The 16857-nt window shown below is 65.5% G+C and carries 20 protein-coding genes; 10 read left to right on the forward strand and 10 right to left on the reverse strand.

The window, feature by feature from the left end:
* Window positions 1-181: 181 nt before the first annotated feature.
* Window positions 182-1075: a sugar phosphate isomerase/epimerase family protein gene (locus tag NKH21_RS31795; RefSeq protein ID WP_352671369.1), complete on the forward strand. Its 894-nt coding sequence runs from the start codon at window positions 182-184 to the stop codon at window positions 1073-1075.
* Between the two features lie 147 nt (window positions 1076-1222).
* On the opposite strand, the gene NKH21_RS31800 is transcribed toward NKH21_RS31795, so the two are convergent.
* Together NKH21_RS31800 and NKH21_RS31805 are read right to left on the reverse strand one after the other, a co-directional pair.
* Window positions 1223-1678 carry a Crp/Fnr family transcriptional regulator gene (locus NKH21_RS31800; RefSeq protein ID WP_352671371.1) on the reverse strand — a complete coding sequence of 152 codons (456 nt, stop codon included), beginning with the start codon at window positions 1676-1678 and terminating at the stop codon, window positions 1223-1225.
* Window positions 1679-1803: 125 nt separating this feature from the next.
* The gene (locus NKH21_RS31805; RefSeq protein ID WP_023680479.1) at window positions 1804-2487 is read right to left on the reverse strand and encodes a response regulator transcription factor; all 684 of its coding nucleotides are present in this window, start codon (window positions 2485-2487) and stop codon (window positions 1804-1806) included.
* A 144-nt stretch (window positions 2488-2631) separates the two neighbouring features.
* On the opposite strand from NKH21_RS31805, the gene NKH21_RS31810 reads away from it, so the two are divergent.
* Window positions 2632-3168, forward strand: a complete 537-nt coding sequence (locus tag NKH21_RS31810) for a L,D-transpeptidase family protein (RefSeq protein WP_245274862.1) — start codon at window positions 2632-2634, stop codon at window positions 3166-3168.
* A gap of 127 nt (window positions 3169-3295) precedes the next feature.
* On the opposite strand, the gene NKH21_RS31815 is transcribed toward NKH21_RS31810, so the two are convergent.
* Window positions 3296-3541 carry a hypothetical protein gene (locus tag NKH21_RS31815; protein WP_352671374.1) on the reverse strand — a complete coding sequence of 82 codons (246 nt, stop codon included), beginning with the start codon at window positions 3539-3541 and terminating at the stop codon, window positions 3296-3298.
* A gap of 162 nt (window positions 3542-3703) precedes the next feature.
* Between NKH21_RS31815 and gcvA the strand changes: the two genes are divergently transcribed.
* Window positions 3704-4624, forward strand: a complete 921-nt coding sequence (gene gcvA, locus NKH21_RS31820) for a transcriptional regulator GcvA (RefSeq protein WP_352671376.1) — start codon at window positions 3704-3706, stop codon at window positions 4622-4624.
* A gap of 3 nt (window positions 4625-4627) precedes the next feature.
* Here gcvA and NKH21_RS31825 read toward each other — a convergent pair whose 3' ends face one another.
* The 6 genes from NKH21_RS31825 to tsaD are packed head-to-tail and all read right to left on the reverse strand — an operon-like array spanning window position 4628 to window position 8615.
* The gene (locus tag NKH21_RS31825; RefSeq protein WP_352671378.1) at window positions 4628-5044 is read right to left on the reverse strand and encodes a DUF1761 domain-containing protein; all 417 of its coding nucleotides are present in this window, start codon (window positions 5042-5044) and stop codon (window positions 4628-4630) included.
* Between the two features lie 48 nt (window positions 5045-5092).
* The gene (locus NKH21_RS31830; RefSeq protein WP_352671408.1) at window positions 5093-5749 is read right to left on the reverse strand and encodes a class I SAM-dependent methyltransferase; all 657 of its coding nucleotides are present in this window, start codon (window positions 5747-5749) and stop codon (window positions 5093-5095) included.
* The gene (locus NKH21_RS31835) at window positions 5746-6171 is read right to left on the reverse strand and encodes an EVE domain-containing protein (protein ID WP_352671381.1); all 426 of its coding nucleotides are present in this window, start codon (window positions 6169-6171) and stop codon (window positions 5746-5748) included. Before NKH21_RS31835 ends, NKH21_RS31830 begins: the two co-directional genes overlap by 4 nt.
* A 28-nt stretch (window positions 6172-6199) precedes the next feature.
* A complete protein-coding gene (locus NKH21_RS31840) occupies window positions 6200-6496 on the reverse strand; it encodes a YciI-like protein (protein ID WP_352671384.1) in 297 nt (98 codons plus the stop codon).
* Window positions 6497-6522: 26 nt separating this feature from the next.
* Window positions 6523-7533: an NAD(P)H-dependent glycerol-3-phosphate dehydrogenase gene (locus tag NKH21_RS31845; protein WP_352671386.1), complete on the reverse strand. Its 1011-nt coding sequence runs from the start codon at window positions 7531-7533 to the stop codon at window positions 6523-6525.
* Window positions 7530-8615: a tRNA (adenosine(37)-N6)-threonylcarbamoyltransferase complex transferase subunit TsaD gene (tsaD, locus tag NKH21_RS31850; protein ID WP_352671411.1), complete on the reverse strand. Its 1086-nt coding sequence runs from the start codon at window positions 8613-8615 to the stop codon at window positions 7530-7532. Before tsaD ends, NKH21_RS31845 begins: the two co-directional genes overlap by 4 nt.
* A 103-nt stretch (window positions 8616-8718) precedes the next feature.
* Here tsaD and hemC point away from each other — a divergent pair, with 103 nt between their 5' ends.
* The 6 genes from hemC (at window position 8719) to NKH21_RS31880 (ending at window position 15295) form a co-directional block, all read left to right on the forward strand.
* Complete coding sequence (hemC, locus tag NKH21_RS31855) at window positions 8719-9645, forward strand: hydroxymethylbilane synthase (protein ID WP_352671388.1); 927 nt, start codon at window positions 8719-8721, stop codon at window positions 9643-9645.
* Window position 9646: 1 nt separating this feature from the next.
* Complete coding sequence (locus tag NKH21_RS31860) at window positions 9647-10357, forward strand: uroporphyrinogen-III synthase (RefSeq protein WP_352869848.1); 711 nt, start codon at window positions 9647-9649, stop codon at window positions 10355-10357.
* Window positions 10358-10910: 553 nt separating this feature from the next.
* On the forward strand, window positions 10911-12416 hold the full coding sequence (locus NKH21_RS31865) for a COG4223 family protein (protein ID WP_352671394.1): 1506 nt from the start codon (window positions 10911-10913) through the stop codon (window positions 12414-12416).
* An 8-nt stretch (window positions 12417-12424) separates the two neighbouring features.
* On the forward strand, window positions 12425-14041 hold the full coding sequence (locus NKH21_RS31870; protein WP_352671396.1) for a heme biosynthesis protein HemY: 1617 nt from the start codon (window positions 12425-12427) through the stop codon (window positions 14039-14041).
* 39 nt (window positions 14042-14080) lie between these two features.
* Window positions 14081-14560: a tellurite resistance TerB family protein gene (locus NKH21_RS31875; RefSeq protein WP_352671399.1), complete on the forward strand. Its 480-nt coding sequence runs from the start codon at window positions 14081-14083 to the stop codon at window positions 14558-14560.
* 18 nt (window positions 14561-14578) lie between these two features.
* The gene (locus tag NKH21_RS31880) at window positions 14579-15295 is read left to right on the forward strand and encodes a glutamine amidotransferase (protein WP_292657163.1); all 717 of its coding nucleotides are present in this window, start codon (window positions 14579-14581) and stop codon (window positions 15293-15295) included.
* Here the strand turns inward: NKH21_RS31880 and NKH21_RS31885 are convergent, their stop codons facing one another.
* On the reverse strand, window positions 15296-16537 hold the full coding sequence (locus tag NKH21_RS31885; RefSeq protein ID WP_352671402.1) for an MFS transporter: 1242 nt from the start codon (window positions 16535-16537) through the stop codon (window positions 15296-15298).
* Between the two features lie 47 nt (window positions 16538-16584).
* Between NKH21_RS31885 and NKH21_RS31890 the strand changes: the two genes are divergently transcribed.
* Window positions 16585-16857, forward strand: a 273-nt coding sequence (locus NKH21_RS31890; protein WP_352671405.1) for a hypothetical protein, incomplete at its 3' end; no start/stop codon positions are given.

Here is a 16857-nt window from a genome sequence, read left to right on the forward strand (position 1 = left end):
TTCAACCCCAATCTGCGGGCGGCGCGCCAGATCTTGTTAACCCCCACCGGGCGGCCCCGGCGGGCCCCACCCCCCCCCACGCGGGGGGCGGCGGGTTCCCCGGCCCCCACCTTTTTGTCCGAGCAACGGATTGCCAAACCGCTTTTGGACTTGGGGTCCGCTGGAATAACCGGAGACGATCATGTCGCGTATTGGAATCCATTCGTTCGTCTGGTCGGCGAGCTCGGCGCAGGGCGACCTCGAGCGGACGCTGGCCAACACCAGGGAAGCCGGCTTCGACCTGATCGAATTCTCCTATCTCGACCCCGCCAATGTCGACATTGACGGGTTGGCCAAGTGGATCGCCGATCTCGGCCTCAGCGTTGCGATCAGCATCGGACTGCCGGCCGACGGCGATATTTCGAGCGCCGACAAAACGATTGCCGCGCACGGCGTCGAAATCCTGAAACGTACGATCGCGCTGACCCGCGATCTCGGCGGCCGGAAGGTTGCCGGCATTCTCAGCACCAGCCACGGCTTGCAGAGCGAGGCGCCGACCCGCGACCAGTGGGACCGCAGCGCCGGCACGCTGGCCGAGGTGGCGGAGACGGCAAAATCAGCCGGCGTCACCCTCAACCTCGAGATCGTTAACCGCTTCGAAAGCAACCTGCTCAACACCGCAGCGCAAGGCATGGCCTTCATCGCAGACAGCGGCTCCGACAACATTTTCCTGCATCTCGACAGCTTCCACATGAACATCGAGGAGGCCGATGTCGGCTTGGCCATCCGCAACGCCGCAAGGAAAATCGGCTACGTCCATATCGGCGAGAGCCATCGCGGCTTCCTCGGCACCGGCAATATCGATTTCACCGCGATATTCGATGCGCTGACCGCCATCGGCTACAGCGACGACCTCAGCTTCGAATCCTTCTCGTCGGAAATCGTCGACGAGAACCTGTCGCGGAAAACCGCGATCTGGCGCAATCTGTGGACCGACAATATGGAGCTGGCCAAACATGCGCGCCGCTTCATTGCGCTCGGACTGGAGACGGCACGGCGCAAGGCCGAGCTTGTTTCCGCAACGCACCGGCCTTGAGCCCTCGCGTTCCGAAATCATTCTGGCTAGGCCAGAGGCGCTACATTAGACCGGTTCGTCGTTTCACGGAAACGCAGAACCGGTCTATCTCTCTGTTTTGACGCAATTCCGGACGGAAAACCGTTTCACACTTTTCCTGGAATTGCTCTAGCCGGCAAAACGCGGCCCAAGTTCCTCGATGCGGCGGATCATCGCCTGGAAATCCTCCGAGATGCGCTGGTGCAGGTGAACCGCCAGCTCCGGGTATTCCTCGAGGATGCGGCGGAACATCTTGCGGCTGAGCCGCAGCACTTCCGAATCGATTTCGGCGGAGGCGCTGGTCAGCCGGTTGGTGTCGGCGATCAGGGCCAGCTCGCTGAGCATGGTGCCGGGGCCGGCGGTGCCGATCGGGATGCGCTCGCCATTGTGCTCGCGGTAGAGGACGATGCGGCCGCTGACCACGATATAGGCCGACTCGGCCGCGTCGTCCTCCCGGTAAAGCTTGTGGCCGGCTTGCAGCATGGTGGTTTCGGCGCCGAAGGCGAGCAGACGCAGCTGTTCCTGCGTAAAGCCCTCGAAGAGCCCCACGGTGGACAGGATGCGGATGTCGTCATCCAGCGCCATCTAGCTATGTCCCCGAACCGTCAGTCCGACTCCTCCCCTACGAGGCCGATCCAAAACCACCTCCAGCCTCAGGACCGTACCCGAAAAGCGTCCCGCCCGGATCGCTTATTTGAATAATGAAATGTTTAAGGAACCAGCTTGTAGCCGCCGCTTTCTGTCACGAGAATTTCCGCGTTGGAAGGATCGCGCTCGATCTTCTGGCGCAGCCGGTAGACATGAGTTTCGAGGGTATGCGTGGTGACGCCGGAATTGTAGCCCCAGACTTCCTCCAGCAGCACGTCGCGGGTCACCACCTTCTGGTCGGCGCGGTAGAGATATTTGATGATCGAGGCTTCCTTTTCGGTCAGCCGCACCTTGGCGCCGCGCGGGTCGATCAGAAGCTTCTGGCTGGGCTTGAATGTGTAGGGGCCGACCGAGAAAGTGGCGTCCTCGCTCTGTTCGTGCTGGCGCAGTTGGGCGCGGATGCGGGCCAGCAGCACGGCAAAGCGGAACGGCTTCGTCACATAGTCGTTGGCGCCGGCCTCGAGGCCAAGGATCGTGTCGGAATCGGTGTCGTGGCCGGTCAGCATGATGATCGGCGCCTTGTAGCCGCCCTTGCGCAATATCTTCACCGCCTCGCGGCCATCCATGTCGGGGAGGCCGACATCCATGATGAGAAGGTCGATAAGCCCGCCGCGCGCCGTGGCGACGCCTTTGGCGGCGGTCGCTTCCTGCAGGACATCGAATTCCTCATAAAGCGACAATTGCTCGACAAGGGTGCCGCGCAGGTCGTCATCGTCGTCGACGATCAGAATGGTGCGTGAAGTCATGGATCAATCCGTTGTTTTGAAAAGAGATTTCAGTTGACCGCTGCCTGTTTATGCGGAAGCTGACCGGCACAACAGCCGTTCACAGTGATTTGTTCCGTGGCACAATCATACAAGAAAAAACAAGATCGCAATGCAGTCGGCGCAATTTTGCCGAAAGGGCTCACCGTGCTCACCGTGCGCGCGCGGCCTGGCCAGCCCAGCCAGGGCTTTCTGCAGGCCGGCAAACTGGTGTTTCCGTGTGCACTGGGGCATGGCGGCATCTCGGCCGGCAAGCGCGAGGGCGACGGCGCCACGCCGCTCGCCTCGATGCGGATATTGTCGGGATATTTTCGCGGCGACCGTTTTGCCGGCGGCCGCCGGACGCGGCTGGCGATGACGCCGATCGGCCGCGACCTCGGCTGGTGCGAGGTGCCTGGGGACCGCAACTACAACCGCCCGGTCAAAATCCCCTATGGCGCCAGCCATGAGCGGATGCTGCGCACCGACGATCTCTATGATGCCTGCCTGGTGCTGGACTGGAACATTGTGCCGCGCCGGCGCGGGCGCGGCAGCGCCATCTTCTTCCACCTGGCGCGCCCCGGCTTCACGCCGACGCAAGGCTGCGTCGCCGTAACAGCCCGCACCATGGCACGGCTGCTGCCGCTGCTGTCAGAGCGGACGGTGGTAAGGGTGGTGAGGTAAGGGGAATAAGGGAGTAGGGCAGTAAGGGAGTAAGGGAGTAGGGGAGTAAGAGTAGAGACAGGCGCGGGCGCGCCGCTTAGCTTTTTCCTACTCCCCTACTCCCCTACTCCCCTACTCCCCTACTCCCCTACTCCCCTACTCCCCTACTCCTTTGCCATCCTATGTCGAGAAGACCGAGCCGGCCGAGTTCGCGGTCCATGGCGCGTGCGATGTCCTTGCGTTCGCCGCCGATGTCGCGCAGCTGGCGATCAGAGAGGTTCTCGACATTCTCGTAGGGAAGACTGATCGCGATTTTTGCATGCCGAAGCCAGTCAAGCACGGCGCGCAGCCAGGCCGGGCGGAGGACTACAGAACGCAAGGCGATGTCAGACATGGTGCAATCCGCTTCTCCGGACATCAAATCCGGTTTGATGTTTCTTCGATGCTCAGATCATGGCGGATTGAAATTCAAACGGGAAACGAGTAGTTTTTTCTGTATCTTCAAGTTTTGTTTGAGGATTGGAATGCTCGACCGAACCCTCCTCGTCTGGCATTGATGGCGCGCCTGCTGCCTGGAACCCGTGCGCTGCGGACGCTGGAGGCAGCGGCCCGGCACCTCAATTTCACCCGCGCCGCCGACGAGCTCGGCCTGACGCCGGCAGCGATCAGCCACCAGATCAAGGAAATTGAGGATCAGCTCGGCATCGTGCTGTTCACACGCACCAGCCGCACGATCCGGCTGACCGATGCGGGCGCGGTGCTGTTCGAAGCTTCGACCGACGCGCTCGACCTGCTTGGCCGGGCCGTCTCACGGGCGCAGAAGGCGGCGCGCGGATCGGCGCTGCTGAAGGTCACCCTCGACGCGCAATTCGCGACGAAGTGGCTGATGCGGCGCGTCGACGATTTTCGCAAGCAGCATCCGGCGATCGAGCTGCGTTTCGACATCAGCTACGAGGTGCGCGACTTCGATCGCGACGATGTCGATGTCGGCATCCGTTTCGGCACCGGCAAATATCCGGGGCTTCGCTCGCACCGGCTGTTCGAAAACGTCATCATTCCCGTCTGCAGCCCGGCCTTGTTGCGGTCGGGGCCGCCGCTTAAGGAGCCGCGCGACCTGTTCCATCATACGCTGGCCCATATCGAGTGGTCGCGCCAAGGCGTCACCTGGCCGAATTGGAGCATATGGATGGCGGCGGCGGGCGTCGACGATTTCGACGACAGCCGGACCATCGTGTTCGGCAATTCGACGGATGCCGTCCAGGCCGCGCTCGACGGCAACGCGGTAGCGCTCGCCGATTTCGCCATGGTGGCAAACGACCTGTCCGAGGGCCGGCTGATCCGGCCCTTCGAACTCGGCATCAAGGTCGCGCCCGAATTCGCCTATTTCCTGGTCTATCCGGAAAGTGCGGCGAATGATCCGCGCATTGCCGCCTTTCGCGATTGGCTTCTCGAGGAAATCGCCAGGACCCCGAGCTGACGTTCAGTCCGCCGCCGCGCCGAACCAGCCGATCACCGCCCCGATGAGAAGCAGCACGCCAAGCCAGTGACCAACATCGATGAGCGTCAGATCCCAGCCGAAACCTTCGTAGCGATGGTTGACCGAAAGCGTGGTGGCGACGAACCCCAGCCAGAGAACGAAGCCGAAGATCACCCCGGCAAGCAGGCTCGGTTCGCCGCCGGTCACGGCGCCGATGATCAGCGACATGACCAGCGCCATGACGAGCTCCGCGACGAAGGAGACGACGAAGGGCAGCATCGATTTGCTCATCGTCGCCGGATCAAGCTTGGCGGCCTTCAGCCACGGCTTGCTCAAGCCCATGTACCAGGCCGCGCCGAACAGCCACGCCACGACGGCGGCGACGATTACCGCCAGCCAATTGATTGCTGAAAAATCCATGGTTCCCTCCGGTCGATTGCGCGATGGAACGCCTGTTCGGCGATGCCGTCAAGCAAGACGCCAGACGGTGGTGCGCTTGACCTCGGCGTCCTCCAGCGCCCGCGTCACCGCCACTTCGTAGACGGCAAGCGGCTCCAGCCCCGCCTTCGGCAGATAGGAGCGGCCGGGATCGCCGACGAGGATGTCGCCGCCGCGCGCCTTCAGCGCGGCGAACCACGGCATCAGCCTGTCGGCGAAGGTTTTGTCGTAGAAGACGTCGCCGGCCAGCACCACGTCCCAGCCGGCATCGGTACCGATGCAGTCGCCGATGAGGAATTTTATCTCGACCCCATTGGCCTCGGCATTGAGGCGGATCGCTGTCGCGCAGAACGGGTCGATATCGGCGGCGATCACCTCCGCAGCGCCAGCTCTGGCCGCGGCAATCGCGACGAGGCCGGAGCCGGAGGCGAAGTCGAGCACGCGCCTGCCGCGCACCGTTGCCGGATTGTCGAGGATGTAGCGGGCAAGGCCTTGGCCGCCGGCCCAGGCAAAAGCCCAGAAGGGCGGCGGCAGGCCGATTTCGGTCAGCTCATCCTCTGTCCGCTGCCACAGTTCGTGCGCCTCGTCGGCCAGATGCAGGCGGATCTCCGGCACATGCGGCGGCGCCGTCAGCGCCGTGTTGTCGAGGATGAATTTCCTGGCGCTGTCCGGCGTCAGCGCCGTCATGGCGCCGGCGTCAGGCCGCCCATGCGGCAAACCTCTTGCCATTCGGCCGGCGTCACCGGCTGCACGGACAGCCGCCCGAGCCGCACCAGCGCCATGTCGGCCAGCTTTGGATTGGCCTTGGCCTGTTCCAGCGTCACCGGCTTCGGCATGTCCTTGAAGGCGCGGATATCGACGCACTCCCAGCGGGGATCGTCGGTGGTGCTGTCCTGATGGGCCAGAGCGCAGACCTCGGCGATGCCGACGATGTCGAGCCCGTCATTGGAATGGTAGAAAAAGCCGAGATCGCCGATCTGCATCGCCTTCATGTTGTTGCGCGCCGCATAATTGCGCACGCCGTCCCATTGCGTGCCGGCCTTGCCCTTGGCCTTGAGGTTCTCGAAGGAGAAGACCGAAGGTTCGGATTTGAACAGCCAGTAGTTCATTGTGTTGCTCCTCCTCAGGTGCCGCCGATTAGATGTCCGTCGGTTTGTTGAAGCTCCAGTTCCACTGCCGGATTTCGACGCTTTCGAACAGCCCTGCCTTGGTATAGGGATCGGCCGCCGACAGGGTCTTTGCCGCCGCCAGATCGGGCGCGTCGACAACGACGAGGCTGCCGTTCGGCTTGCCGTCTGCGTCGAGGAACGGGCCGGCGACGGCCAGTTTCTTGTCGCCGTTCAGCCCTTCCAAAAAGGCAATGTGCTCGGGCCGCGTATCGAGCCGCACCTGTAGGCTTCCTGGCTTGTCCTTGCAAATCAACGCAAACAGCATCTTTCCATCTCCGCAATCGTTCGGGATCACATGTCGGTTTCGGTTTTGAGCGGCCTGGTCATCAACGCCGTCACAGCCTGGTCTATGGTGACAGTGCCGTCCAGTATGGCGGCGACGGCGGCGATGATCGGCGCGTCGATCCGGCGCTCGCCGGCGATGCGGGCGGCGATTGCCGCCGTCGGCACGCCTTCGGCTAAAGGCAAGCCGGCAAGCGGCTTGCCTTGCCCCAGCGCCAGCCCATAGGCGAAATTGCGCGACTGCGCGGACGAGCAGGTGAGCAGCAGGTCGCCGAGGCCGGAAAGCCCCATCAGCGTCTCCGGCTTGGCGCCAAAGGCGGCGCCGATGCGGCGCAATTCGACGAAGCCGCGCGTCACCATCGCCGCCTGGGCGCTGGCGCCGAGCCGGGCGCCGGTGACGGCACCCGCGGCAATGGCAAAGACGTTCTTCAGCGCGCCGCCGATCTCGACGCCGATCAGATCGTCGCTCGAATAACAGCGCAGATTTTCCGCCGAGAAACGGGCGGCAAGGTCGGTGGCCAGAGCCTCGTCGCGGGCGGCGACCACCACGGCCGTCGGCAGGCCTTTGGCGACGTCAGTGGCAAAGCTTGGGCCGGACAAAGCGGCGACCGGATTTGCCGGCAGGATTTCCTCGGCAATGGACGACAGCAGCGCGCCGGTGTCGCGCTCGATGCCTTTGGCGCAGAGGACCAGCGGGACGCCTTTCGGCATATGGCTGGACGCGGCCGTCAGCATAATCCGCAACGATTGCGCCGGCGCCACTGCCAGAGCGCAGTCGGCGCCGTCGAGCGCGGCCTCGATGTCGCTCGTCGCCACGATGCCGGGATCGAGCGCGATGCCCGGCAGATAGCGCGGATTTTCGCCATGGTCGAGCGCCGCGACGGTCTCCGGGTCGCGCGCATAGAGGCGGACGAAATGACCGGCGCGCAGCATGGCCAGCGCCAGCGCCGTGCCCCAGGCGCCGCCGCCGAGCACGGCGACGCGCCAACCGCTTGGCGCCTTGTGCTCGCTGCCGGTCATGCCTTGGCCCCACGCCGGCCCGAGCCGACCATCGGGGCCGAGATGCTGTCCAGCGGCCAGCGCGAGCGTGGCACGAAATCGGCGGCGTTTTCGCCTGATATGCCGGCGCGCAGCCGCTCGATGCCGGCCCAGGCGATCATCGCCGCATTGTCGGTGCAGAGGTCAAGCGGCGGCGCGACGAAGCTGAACCCGGCCTGCCCGCACAGGCCCTGCAATGTCGCCTTGATCGTCCGATTGGCGGCGACGCCGCCGGCGACAACCAATGCAGGCTCGGCCTTGTCCGGGAATTGCTGACGGAACCTGGTCAGCGCCCGCGCAACGCGGTCGCCCAGCGCATCCGCTACCGCCGCCTGGAACGAGGCGCAGATATCGGCAACATCCTGGTCGCTCAGCGGGACAATCGCCGTTGCCGCCTGGCGCACCGCGGTCTTGAGGCCGGAGAAGGAAAAATCAGGCTGCGCCGAGCCCTTCATCGGGCGCGGAAAGGCAAAACGTGCCGCATCGCCATTTGCCGCCGCCTGCTCGACATTCGGTCCGCCCGGATAGGGCAGGCCGAGCATCTTGGCCGTCTTGTCGAAGGCCTCGCCAAGCGCGTCATCGATGGTCGTTGCCCAGCGCTGGTAGTCGCCGACGCCGCGCACGGCGACGATCTGCGTATGGCCGCCGGAGACCAGCAGCAAGAGGTAGGGAAAGTCGAGCCCGTCGGTCAATCTGGCCGTCAGCGCGTGGCCTTCGAGATGGTTGATGGCGATCAGCGGTTTTTTGGCTGCCGCGGCGATGGCTTTTGCCGTCATCAGGCCGACGATCAGCCCGCCGACAAGACCGGGACCGGCGGTGGCGGCAATCGCGTCGATGTCGGCGAGTTCGACGCCGGAATCGGCCAGCGCTGCCTCGATGATGCTGTCGAGCGCCTCGACATGGGCGCGCGCGGCGATCTCCGGCACGACGCCGCCGAAAGCAGCATGCTCCTCGATCTGGCTGAGCACGATGTTCGACAGGATTTGCGGCGTGCTGCGACCGTCCAGCGCCACAACGCTGGCGGCGGTCTCGTCGCAACTCGTCTCGATGCCCAGAACGCGGATCAATTCGTCGCTGTCCTCGATGATTGTGCAACCGGCCTTTCCCCGATAGGAGAAAGCCGGAAAACGGCCTCGATCTGCCGGGGGTTATCACGGACGGCGCGTCATGCAAACAACCTTGAAAATCGGAACACGCGGCAGCCCGCTGGCGCTGGCGCAGGCGCATGAAACGCAGGCGCGGCTGATGGCGGCGCATGGCATGCCGGCGGAAGCTTTCGAGGTGGTCGTCATCTCGACCAGCGGCGACCGCATCCAGGACCGGCCGCTGTCGGAAGCCGGCGGCAAGGGCCTGTTCACAAAAGAGATCGAGGAGGCGCTGCTGGCGCGCCGCATCGACATCGCCGTGCATTCGTCGAAGGACATGCCGACGCTGTTGCCCGAAGGGCTGGAACTGTCCGCCTTCCTGCCGCGCGAGGACGCGCGCGATGCCTTCATCGGCAAGGCGGCGCGAACGATTGCCGGCCTGCCGCAAGGCGCCAGGGTCGGCTCGTCGTCGCTGCGGCGCCAGGCGCTGATCCGGCGGATGCGGCCGGACATCGACGTCGTGATGTTCCGCGGCAATGTGCAGACGCGGCTGCGCAAGCTTGACGAGGGCATCGCCGACGGCACCATCCTCGCCTATGCCGGGCTGAAGCGGCTCGGGCTCGAAGATGTCGTCACCGACCTGATGCCGCTCGAGGTCTTTCCGCCGGCGCCGGGGCAAGGCGCGATCTGCATCGAAAGCCGCATCGGCGACCGCGACGTGGAACAGATGCTGGTAGCGATCCACGACGGGCTGACCGGCGAGGCGCTGGCCTGCGAGCGTGCCTTCCTGGCGGCGCTCGACGGCTCCTGCCGCACGCCGATCGCCGGCCATGCGACGATATCGGGCGGAACGGTTTCCTTTGCCGGGCTGATCATCTCGCCCGATGGCACGCAGTCGCATGAGGTCAGGCTGCAAGGGCCGGCGCAGGAGGCGGCGCGCATCGGCGCGGAAGCCGCCGCGACCGTTCGGGCCAAGGCCGGCGAAACATTCTTCGACGGCTGGACCTGACATGCTCCGCGTCCTGGTGACGAGACCCGAACCGGGCGCCTTGCGCACGGCGCGCCGCCTTGCGGATGCCGGCTTTCAGCCGATCCTCCTGCCATTGACCGAAACCGTGGCGCTGCCGGTCGACGCCGGCGCGCTCGCTGACGCCGCGGCGTCGGTCGCGGTCACCAGTGCCAATGCCGTTCGCCATGCGCCGAAAGAGGTCATCGCTGCACTCGTCGGCTTGCCCTGCCACGCCGTCGGCAGGAAGACGGCGGAAGCCGCCCGCGCGGCCGGGTTTCTGTCGGTCAGCGAAGGCCCGGAGAATGCCGAGGCGCTGGCCGATGCGCTTGCTGGCGGTTACGCGGGGCAGACGATCGTCTATCTCTGCGGGCGGGTGCGCTTTCCGGACTTCGAAGAGCGGCTGTTGGCGTTGGGCGTTCAGGTCCGCGCCGTCGAGACCTACGACACCGTTGCGCTGGATTACTCCAACGAGGCCGTTCTTGCGCGCCTGTCCGCCCGGCCGGTCGAGGCGGTGCTGCTCTATTCGGCCAAGGCGGCCATGGCGATGCAGGCCCTGGCTGGCCGGCCGGCGCTGCGTGGCCTTTTTCAGGACACGCGCTTTTTCGCCTTGTCGGGGCGCATCGCCGCGGCCCTGGGCGATGTCGCCGGGATCCGGATTGCGCCTGAGCCCAGCGAAGATGCCTTGCTGGGGCTTTTGCAGGCGTCGTGCTGACTGGCATCCGCCTGTTCCGGACGTTGGCATACCTCCTGCCGGCATCCTCAATTTATTCCGCAGCAGGCGCTGTCGGCGAAGCTGCGGATCTCCCCCCTTGCGGGGGAGATGCCCGGCAGGGCAGAGGGGGGTGCTGTCCCTCCGACCTGTCAGCCAATCGAGCCCTCCATCCCGGTTCGGGATGGGTTTAAGTCGACGTTGGTGCTCTGTCACACCCCCCTCTGGCCTGCCAGCCATCTCCCCCCCGCAAGGGGGGAGATCGGCAGCTTGGCGGGCAGCGCCAACATGGACGATCGCCCTCGAGCCACATTTTGTTCTTGCTTTGTGCCGGCAGCTATGCTAGAAAATCACCTATGGTGCTGATTCGCCCCAACGACCCGCCGCCGAGGCGGGTTTTTTGTTTCTGGCCCCGCATGGCATTTCCCAAAACCGCTGCGGCGTTTTGCCAAAACTGAACTCCAAGCCGCGGCGTCATCACGCCGCCCCTTTTCACCGCTTGGTGATGTGCTAGACCCTTCAAACCATCCCGAAGCGAATTTTGCGGAGCCCGAGCATGGTCAAGACGCCGAAGATGCGGCATTCCAAGAGCCGCCGTGAGCCGGTGACCATCGAGCTTGAGCCCGGCGCCGTCTCGCGACTCGCCGACCAACAGGATGCCAGCACGCAGCAGCCAGCCGCGGCGCAGACCGACGAGGCGCGGGCCGAGGAAGCGGCGAACGCCTCGCAGCCGGAGCCGCCTGAAGAGCCGGTGCATGCCGACCAGACCGATCTCGAGCCATGGGAACATGCCGATGCAGCCGCGCCGGCCGGCACGCGAGAGCCGGCGGATGCCGGCGCCGATTCTACCAGGGAAACGGAAACCCCTTACCCCGCCGGTTCGGATGCGCCGGCCGGTCGCTCCACGGTTTCAGACTACAGTTTCGACGATGCATCCAGCCCAACAGGAGCCAACGAACCGGGCATCGCAGGCTCCGGCGAGAAGACAGCTGAGACGAGGGACGACTATATGGCAGCGCAGCCGAAGCGGAGCGGCATCAACGGCATCGCCGCCGGTATTATCGGCGGCGTCATCGCGCTCGCCGCGGCCGGCGGGCTGCAATTTGCCGGCCTGCTCGGTGCGCCGGGGTCGGGCGGCGTGTCGCTCGACGCGGTCAATGGTGAGATCGTTTCGCTGAAGCGCGAGGTCGCGGACCTCAGACAGGCCGGCGCCAACAATGATGCATCGGCCAAGGTGGACGGGCTGTCGTCGGCGCTGGACCAGGTCAGGGCGGACGTTGCGGCGCTGAAGTCGGCGGTCGAGCAAAGTGGCGCCGGCGACAATGCCGGGGTGACAGCACTTGGCGACAAGGTCCGGCAGATCGAGACGGCGGTCGCGGCCCTCGGCAAGGCCGGCGGCACGGCGCCCGTCGATCTCGGCCCGCTCAACGAAAGGCTGGCCGCGCTCGACGCGCTGGTGAAATCCGCCGGCGACACGGCAAAGGCGCAGGAAGGCCGGCTTGCGGCCCTGGAACAGTCGGTTTCACAGCTCTCGGGCAAGGTCGATGCACAGGCTTCCCAGCCGAAGATCGCGCTGGCCATTGCCGCCTCGGCGCTCAAGGCAGCGCTCGACCGTGGTGCGCCGTTCGCCGCCGAGCTCGAAACCTTTGCCGCGATCGCACCCCATGCACCCGAGATCGCGACGCTGCGCGCCTATGCCGAAAAGGGCGTCCCGACGCGGGCCGAGATCGCCGCCGACGCGGACGCCGCCGCCAACTCCATGGTCGCTGCCGCGACGCCCGTCGACCAGAATGCCGGCATCCTGCAAAAGCTGCTGTCGAGCGCCGAATCGCTGGTCAAGGTCAGGCCGATCGGCGCCGTCGAAGGCACCGGCGTTCCGGAAACCGTCGCCCGCATGGAGGTCGCGGTCAATCAGGGCGACTACGCCAAGGCGCTCAGCGAATACGAAACCCTGCCTGACGCGGCCAAGGCCGCCGGCGCCGACTTTGCCGGCAAGCTGAAAGCGCGGATGGAGGTCGAGATGCAGATCGAGTCGCTCATCGCCGGCGCGATGAAGGCGTGAGGAACCAAATGATCCGCATCCTCGCCTTCCTCGCCGTCGTCTTTGCGCTCGGGCTCGGCTTCGCTTGGCTGGCCGACCGGCCGGGTGAAATGCTCGTCACCTTCAACGGCTATCAATACCAGGTCAGCCTGATGGTCGCGGCGGTTGCGGTCGTCGCCGTGGTTGCCGCGGTGATGATCGTCTGGTGGCTGGTCAAGGCGCTGTGGAACAGCCCCTATACGATCTCGCGCTATTTCCGCGTGCGTCGCCGCGACCGCGGCTACCAGGCGCTGTCGACCGGCATGATCGCGGCCGGTGCCGGTGATGGCGCGCTCGCCCGCAAGAAGACCAAGGAGGCGGCAAAGCTGATCCGTTCCGACCAGGAGCCGCTGATCCAGTTGCTCGACGCGCAGGCCTCGCTGCTCGAAGGCGACCATGAGGGCGCCCGTGAAAAATTCGAGACCATGCTCGACGATCCCGAAATGCGGCTGCTCGGCCTGCGCGGGCTTTACCTCGAGGCCGAGCGGCTCGGCGACCGCAATGCAGCCCGCCACTATGCCGGCCGCGCGGCGGCGGTGGCGCCGCAACTGGCCTGGGCGGCCGAATCGACGCTGGAAGACCTGACCGGCCGTGGCGATTGGGACGGTGCGCTGAAACTGGTCGACGCCCAGAAGTCGACCCGGCAGATCGAGCGCGATGCGGCCAACCGGCGCCGCGCCGTGCTGCTTACCGCCAAGGCGCAGGCGCTGATCGACGGCGATACCAATGCCGCTCGGACGGCGGCGCTCGAAGCCAACCGGCTGCGGCCGGATTTCGCGCCGGCTGCGGTCGTCGCGGCGAAATTGCTTTTTCGGCAGAACGACGTGCGCAAGGGCTCGAAAATCCTCGAGGCCGCGTGGAAGGCCGAGCCGCATCCCGAGATCGCCGAGCTCTATACCCATGCCAGGCCGGGCGATGCCGTGCTCGACCGGCTGAACCGGGCAAAGAAGCTGCAGGAGCTGAAGAAGAACCATGCCGAGTCCTCGCTTGCCGTGGCGCGCGCCGCGCTCGATGCGCAGGATTTTTCAACCGCCCGTCGCGAGGCGGAAGCCGCCATCCGAATGGATCGCAGCGAAGGCGCCTATCTGCTGCTCGCCGATATCGAGGAGGCCGAAACCGGCGACCAGGGCAAGGTGCGGCAGTTGCTGTCGAAGGCGGTGAGGGCGCCGCGCGACCCGGCCTGGGTCGCCGACGGCGTCGTCTCCGAACGCTGGGCTCCGGTATCGCCGATCACCGGCAGGCTCGACGCATTCGAATGGCGGGCGCCGATGGAGCGGCTCGGGCAGTTGATCGACAGCCATGAAGAGACGCCGGAGGCACCGGTGCCGGCCATCGGGGCTCCAGCCAAGCCGGTACAGGAAACAGCCGAGGCGATCGAGCCCACAGCGGTTGCTGCCGAGACGCCGAGCGCGGCGACCGAGGAGAAGACGGAAGACCGTGCCGGCGAGGATCATGTGACACCGGTCACCGCGGCGGCGTTTGCCGCGGTGCCGGAAGATGCCGAGGCCGTCGAGCCGGCGCAGGAGTTGACGCGGCTGCCCGACGATCCCGGCGTCGATCCCGACGACGCGGCGAATAAATCGACGCGCCGGTTTCGTTTGTTCTGATCAGGGTCGAGTGGACCCGGGCTTATTGGGAATGATTTGATGTTCGAACGCGTTCTGTCGTTTCTAAGGGACCTGCCGTCCGGTGGTGGCGCCACCCCCAGCGCCGACGATCCGCGCATTGCCGCGTCCGCCCTGCTTTTCCACGTGATGAACGCCGACGGGGTGCGCCAGGATACCGAATGGGAGCGGTTCAAGAAGGTGCTGGCGGAAAGCTACTCGATCAGCGGCGACGAACTCGATGCGTTGGCGGCTGCCGGCGAGCGGGCCGACAATGAGGCGATCGACCTCTACGCCTTTACCAGCGTGCTCAAGCGCCATCTCGATGCCGAGGCGCGAAAGGCCTTCATCGGCCTGATGTGGGAGATCGTCTATGCCGATGGCGAGTTGCACGAACTCGAGGACAATACCGTCTGGCGGGTCGCCGAGCTGATCGGCGTCGAACGTCGCGACCGTGTCGAGGCGCGCCTCAAGGCGGCCGCCGCGGCTCCTGGTGCTGCCGGAACGTCAAGCGACGAATAGACAGGATCCCGCCTTCCAATGCCGCCCAAGCCAAGTCCGAGACCAAAGATCCTGATCGTGCTGCATCAGGAGCATTCGAGCCCCGGGCGGGTCGGCCATATGCTTATCGAGGAAGGCTTCGATCTCGACATCCGCCGCCCGCCGCTCGGCGAGGCCTTGCCGCAGACGCTGGATGGCCATGCCGGCGCCGTGGTGTTTGGCGGGCCGATGAGCGCCAATGACGGCGACGAGTTCGTCCGCCGCGAGACCGACTGGCTTAAAATTCCGCTCAACGAGAACCGGCCGCTGCTGGGCATCTGCCTCGGCGCGCAAATGCTGGTCAAGCATCTTGGCGGCAGGGTCGAGGGTCATGGCGAGGGTCTCGTCGAGATCGGCTGGTATCCGCTGAAGGCGACCGAAGCGGGCAGCAGGCTGATGCATTGGCCGGAGATGGTTTATCAGTTCCATCGCGAGGGCTTTTCGCTGCCGAAGGACGCGACACTTTTGGCGACGGCCGAAACCTATCCCAACCAGGCCTTCCGTTATGGCGACAATGCCTGGGGCATCCAGTTCCATGGCGAATTGACCCGGGCGATGATGCAGCGCTGGGTGGTGCGCGGCGCTCACCGCTTCGAACTGCCCGGCGCCCAGCCCGGCCGCGACCATCTCGGCGGCCGGCTGATCTGGGACATGCACCTCAAGCGCTGGCTCGGCGAGTTCCTGCCGATGATTTTTGGCAAGCCGGCGCTGCGGTAATCAGTTTCGCCCCCTGAGATGACGCACCTTGCGCAGCTGCGGGAACAGCACTGCCCATAGGCCGGCGACAGCGATCGCCCCGATGCCGCCGACCACCACGGCCGGAACCGTGCCGATCAACGCGGCCATGGTGCCGGCGCGGAATTCGCCGAGCTCGTTGGAGGCGCCGACAAACACCTGGTTGACGGCGTTGACGCGGCCGCGAACGTCGTCCGGCGTCCACAGCTGGATCAGCGTCTCGCGGATATAGACGCTGAACATGTCGGTGGCGCCGAGCAGCGCAAGGGCTACAATCGACAGCCAGGTGATGGTCGAGAGGCCGAACAGGACGGTGAACGCGCCGAACAGCGCGACGAAGCCGAGCATGACAAGGCCGGCATGGTTGCGGATCGGGTGTCCGGCCAGCCAGATGGCGACGCAGATGGCGCCGACGCCGGGCGCCGAGCGCAACAGGCCGAGCCCCCATGGGCCGAGTTCGAGGATGTCGCGCGCATAGACCGGCAGCAGCGCCGAGGCGCCGGACAGGAGCACGGCGAACAGATCGAGCGAAATGGCACCGAGCACGATCTTTTCGCTCCAGATATAGCCGAAGCCGGCGAACAGGGTCTGTACCGTCGGCCTGTCGGTCCGGCTGCGCTGGGCGGGCTTCGGGATGGTGAAGATCAGCACGGAGGCAATGAGCATCAGCACGGCCGCGGTGGTGTAGGCGGCTTCGGCCGAAAGCCCGTAGAGCAGGCCGCCGGCCACCGGCCCGACGATGGTCGCCGTCTGCCAGGCGGACGAGTTCCAGGCGATGGCGTTGGCGAAATCCTCGGGCGGCACCAGATTGGCGAACAATGATGAGGAGGCCGGCCCGAAGAAGGCGCGCGCGATGCCGAACATGGCGAGCACGATGAAGACCGGCATCGGCCCGGAGAGGCCGCGCAGCGTCAACAGCAGCAGGGCCAAGGCGCAGCCCGCCTCGACCAGCACCGCCAGCGCCATGATCAGGCGGCGTCCAAAACGGTCGGCAACGTCGCCGGTGACCAGCACCAGCAGCAGCGAAGGCAGGAACTGGACAATGCCGACAAGCCCGAGGTCGAACGGGTCGCGGGTGAGATCGTAGATCTGCCAGCCGACGGCGACCGACACGATCTGGGTGGAGAATGTCGAGAGGAAGCGCGCCGCCCAATAGCTCAGGAACGGCCGGTGGCGAAAGGCGGCATAGCGCTGGTCGGACGGTACTTGGGATTCTGTGGTCATGGATCAGGCCCCGTGGCGGCGATGTCGGCCGGCGGGGCACTTCCACGATGGGCGCTGGTCCGGCCAAAAAAGCCTTTAGCGCAGTTCGGCGCAGGGTGCGCGCAAAAATCCAGCCTGGATCAACCAATTTCGTTCTGGCGAAGGGAGGCAGGCTGATCGAAGGCGGTTTCCATCGCCCTGCCAATCTTGGGTGTTTGCGCTGCCCCTCACCCTTACCCTCTCCCCGTGAAGGACGGCTATCGGATTCACACATTTTGCAGATTGAGTTTGGTTCCGTACTTGATGGCGTGGAATTCGGCGAGGCCGATGCGCATGACCTT

Source organism: Mesorhizobium sp. M1329 (assembly GCF_040318035.1).
Taxonomy (GTDB): Bacteria; Pseudomonadota; Alphaproteobacteria; order Rhizobiales; family Rhizobiaceae; genus Mesorhizobium.

Excerpts from the sequence above, each read along its gene's own strand:
- NKH21_RS31795 (WP_352671369.1), top strand. The coding sequence starts at position 182 with ATGTCGCGTATTGGAATCCATTCGTTCGTCTGGTCGGCGAGCTCGGCG.
- NKH21_RS31800 (WP_352671371.1), bottom strand. The coding sequence starts at position 1,678 with ATGGCGCTGGATGACGACATCCGCATCCTGTCCACCGTGGGGCTCTTC.
- NKH21_RS31805 (WP_023680479.1), bottom strand. The coding sequence starts at position 2,487 with ATGACTTCACGCACCATTCTGATCGTCGACGACGATGACGACCTGCGC.
- NKH21_RS31815 (WP_352671374.1), bottom strand. The coding sequence starts at position 3,541 with ATGTCTGACATCGCCTTGCGTTCTGTAGTCCTCCGCCCGGCCTGGCTG.
- gcvA (WP_352671376.1), top strand. The coding sequence starts at position 3,704 with ATGGCGCGCCTGCTGCCTGGAACCCGTGCGCTGCGGACGCTGGAGGCA.
- NKH21_RS31825 (WP_352671378.1), bottom strand. The coding sequence starts at position 5,044 with ATGGATTTTTCAGCAATCAATTGGCTGGCGGTAATCGTCGCCGCCGTC.
- NKH21_RS31830 (WP_352671408.1), bottom strand. The coding sequence starts at position 5,749 with ATGACGGCGCTGACGCCGGACAGCGCCAGGAAATTCATCCTCGACAAC.
- NKH21_RS31835 (WP_352671381.1), bottom strand. The coding sequence starts at position 6,171 with ATGAACTACTGGCTGTTCAAATCCGAACCTTCGGTCTTCTCCTTCGAG.
- NKH21_RS31840 (WP_352671384.1), bottom strand. The coding sequence starts at position 6,496 with ATGCTGTTTGCGTTGATTTGCAAGGACAAGCCAGGAAGCCTACAGGTG.
- NKH21_RS31845 (WP_352671386.1), bottom strand. The coding sequence starts at position 7,533 with ATGACCGGCAGCGAGCACAAGGCGCCAAGCGGTTGGCGCGTCGCCGTG.
- hemC (WP_352671388.1), top strand. The coding sequence starts at position 8,719 with ATGCAAACAACCTTGAAAATCGGAACACGCGGCAGCCCGCTGGCGCTG.
- NKH21_RS31860 (WP_352869848.1), top strand. The coding sequence starts at position 9,647 with ATGCTCCGCGTCCTGGTGACGAGACCCGAACCGGGCGCCTTGCGCACG.
- NKH21_RS31865 (WP_352671394.1), top strand. The coding sequence starts at position 10,911 with ATGGTCAAGACGCCGAAGATGCGGCATTCCAAGAGCCGCCGTGAGCCG.
- NKH21_RS31870 (WP_352671396.1), top strand. The coding sequence starts at position 12,425 with ATGATCCGCATCCTCGCCTTCCTCGCCGTCGTCTTTGCGCTCGGGCTC.
- NKH21_RS31875 (WP_352671399.1), top strand. The coding sequence starts at position 14,081 with ATGTTCGAACGCGTTCTGTCGTTTCTAAGGGACCTGCCGTCCGGTGGT.
- NKH21_RS31880 (WP_292657163.1), top strand. The coding sequence starts at position 14,579 with ATGCCGCCCAAGCCAAGTCCGAGACCAAAGATCCTGATCGTGCTGCAT.
- NKH21_RS31885 (WP_352671402.1), bottom strand. The coding sequence starts at position 16,537 with ATGACCACAGAATCCCAAGTACCGTCCGACCAGCGCTATGCCGCCTTT.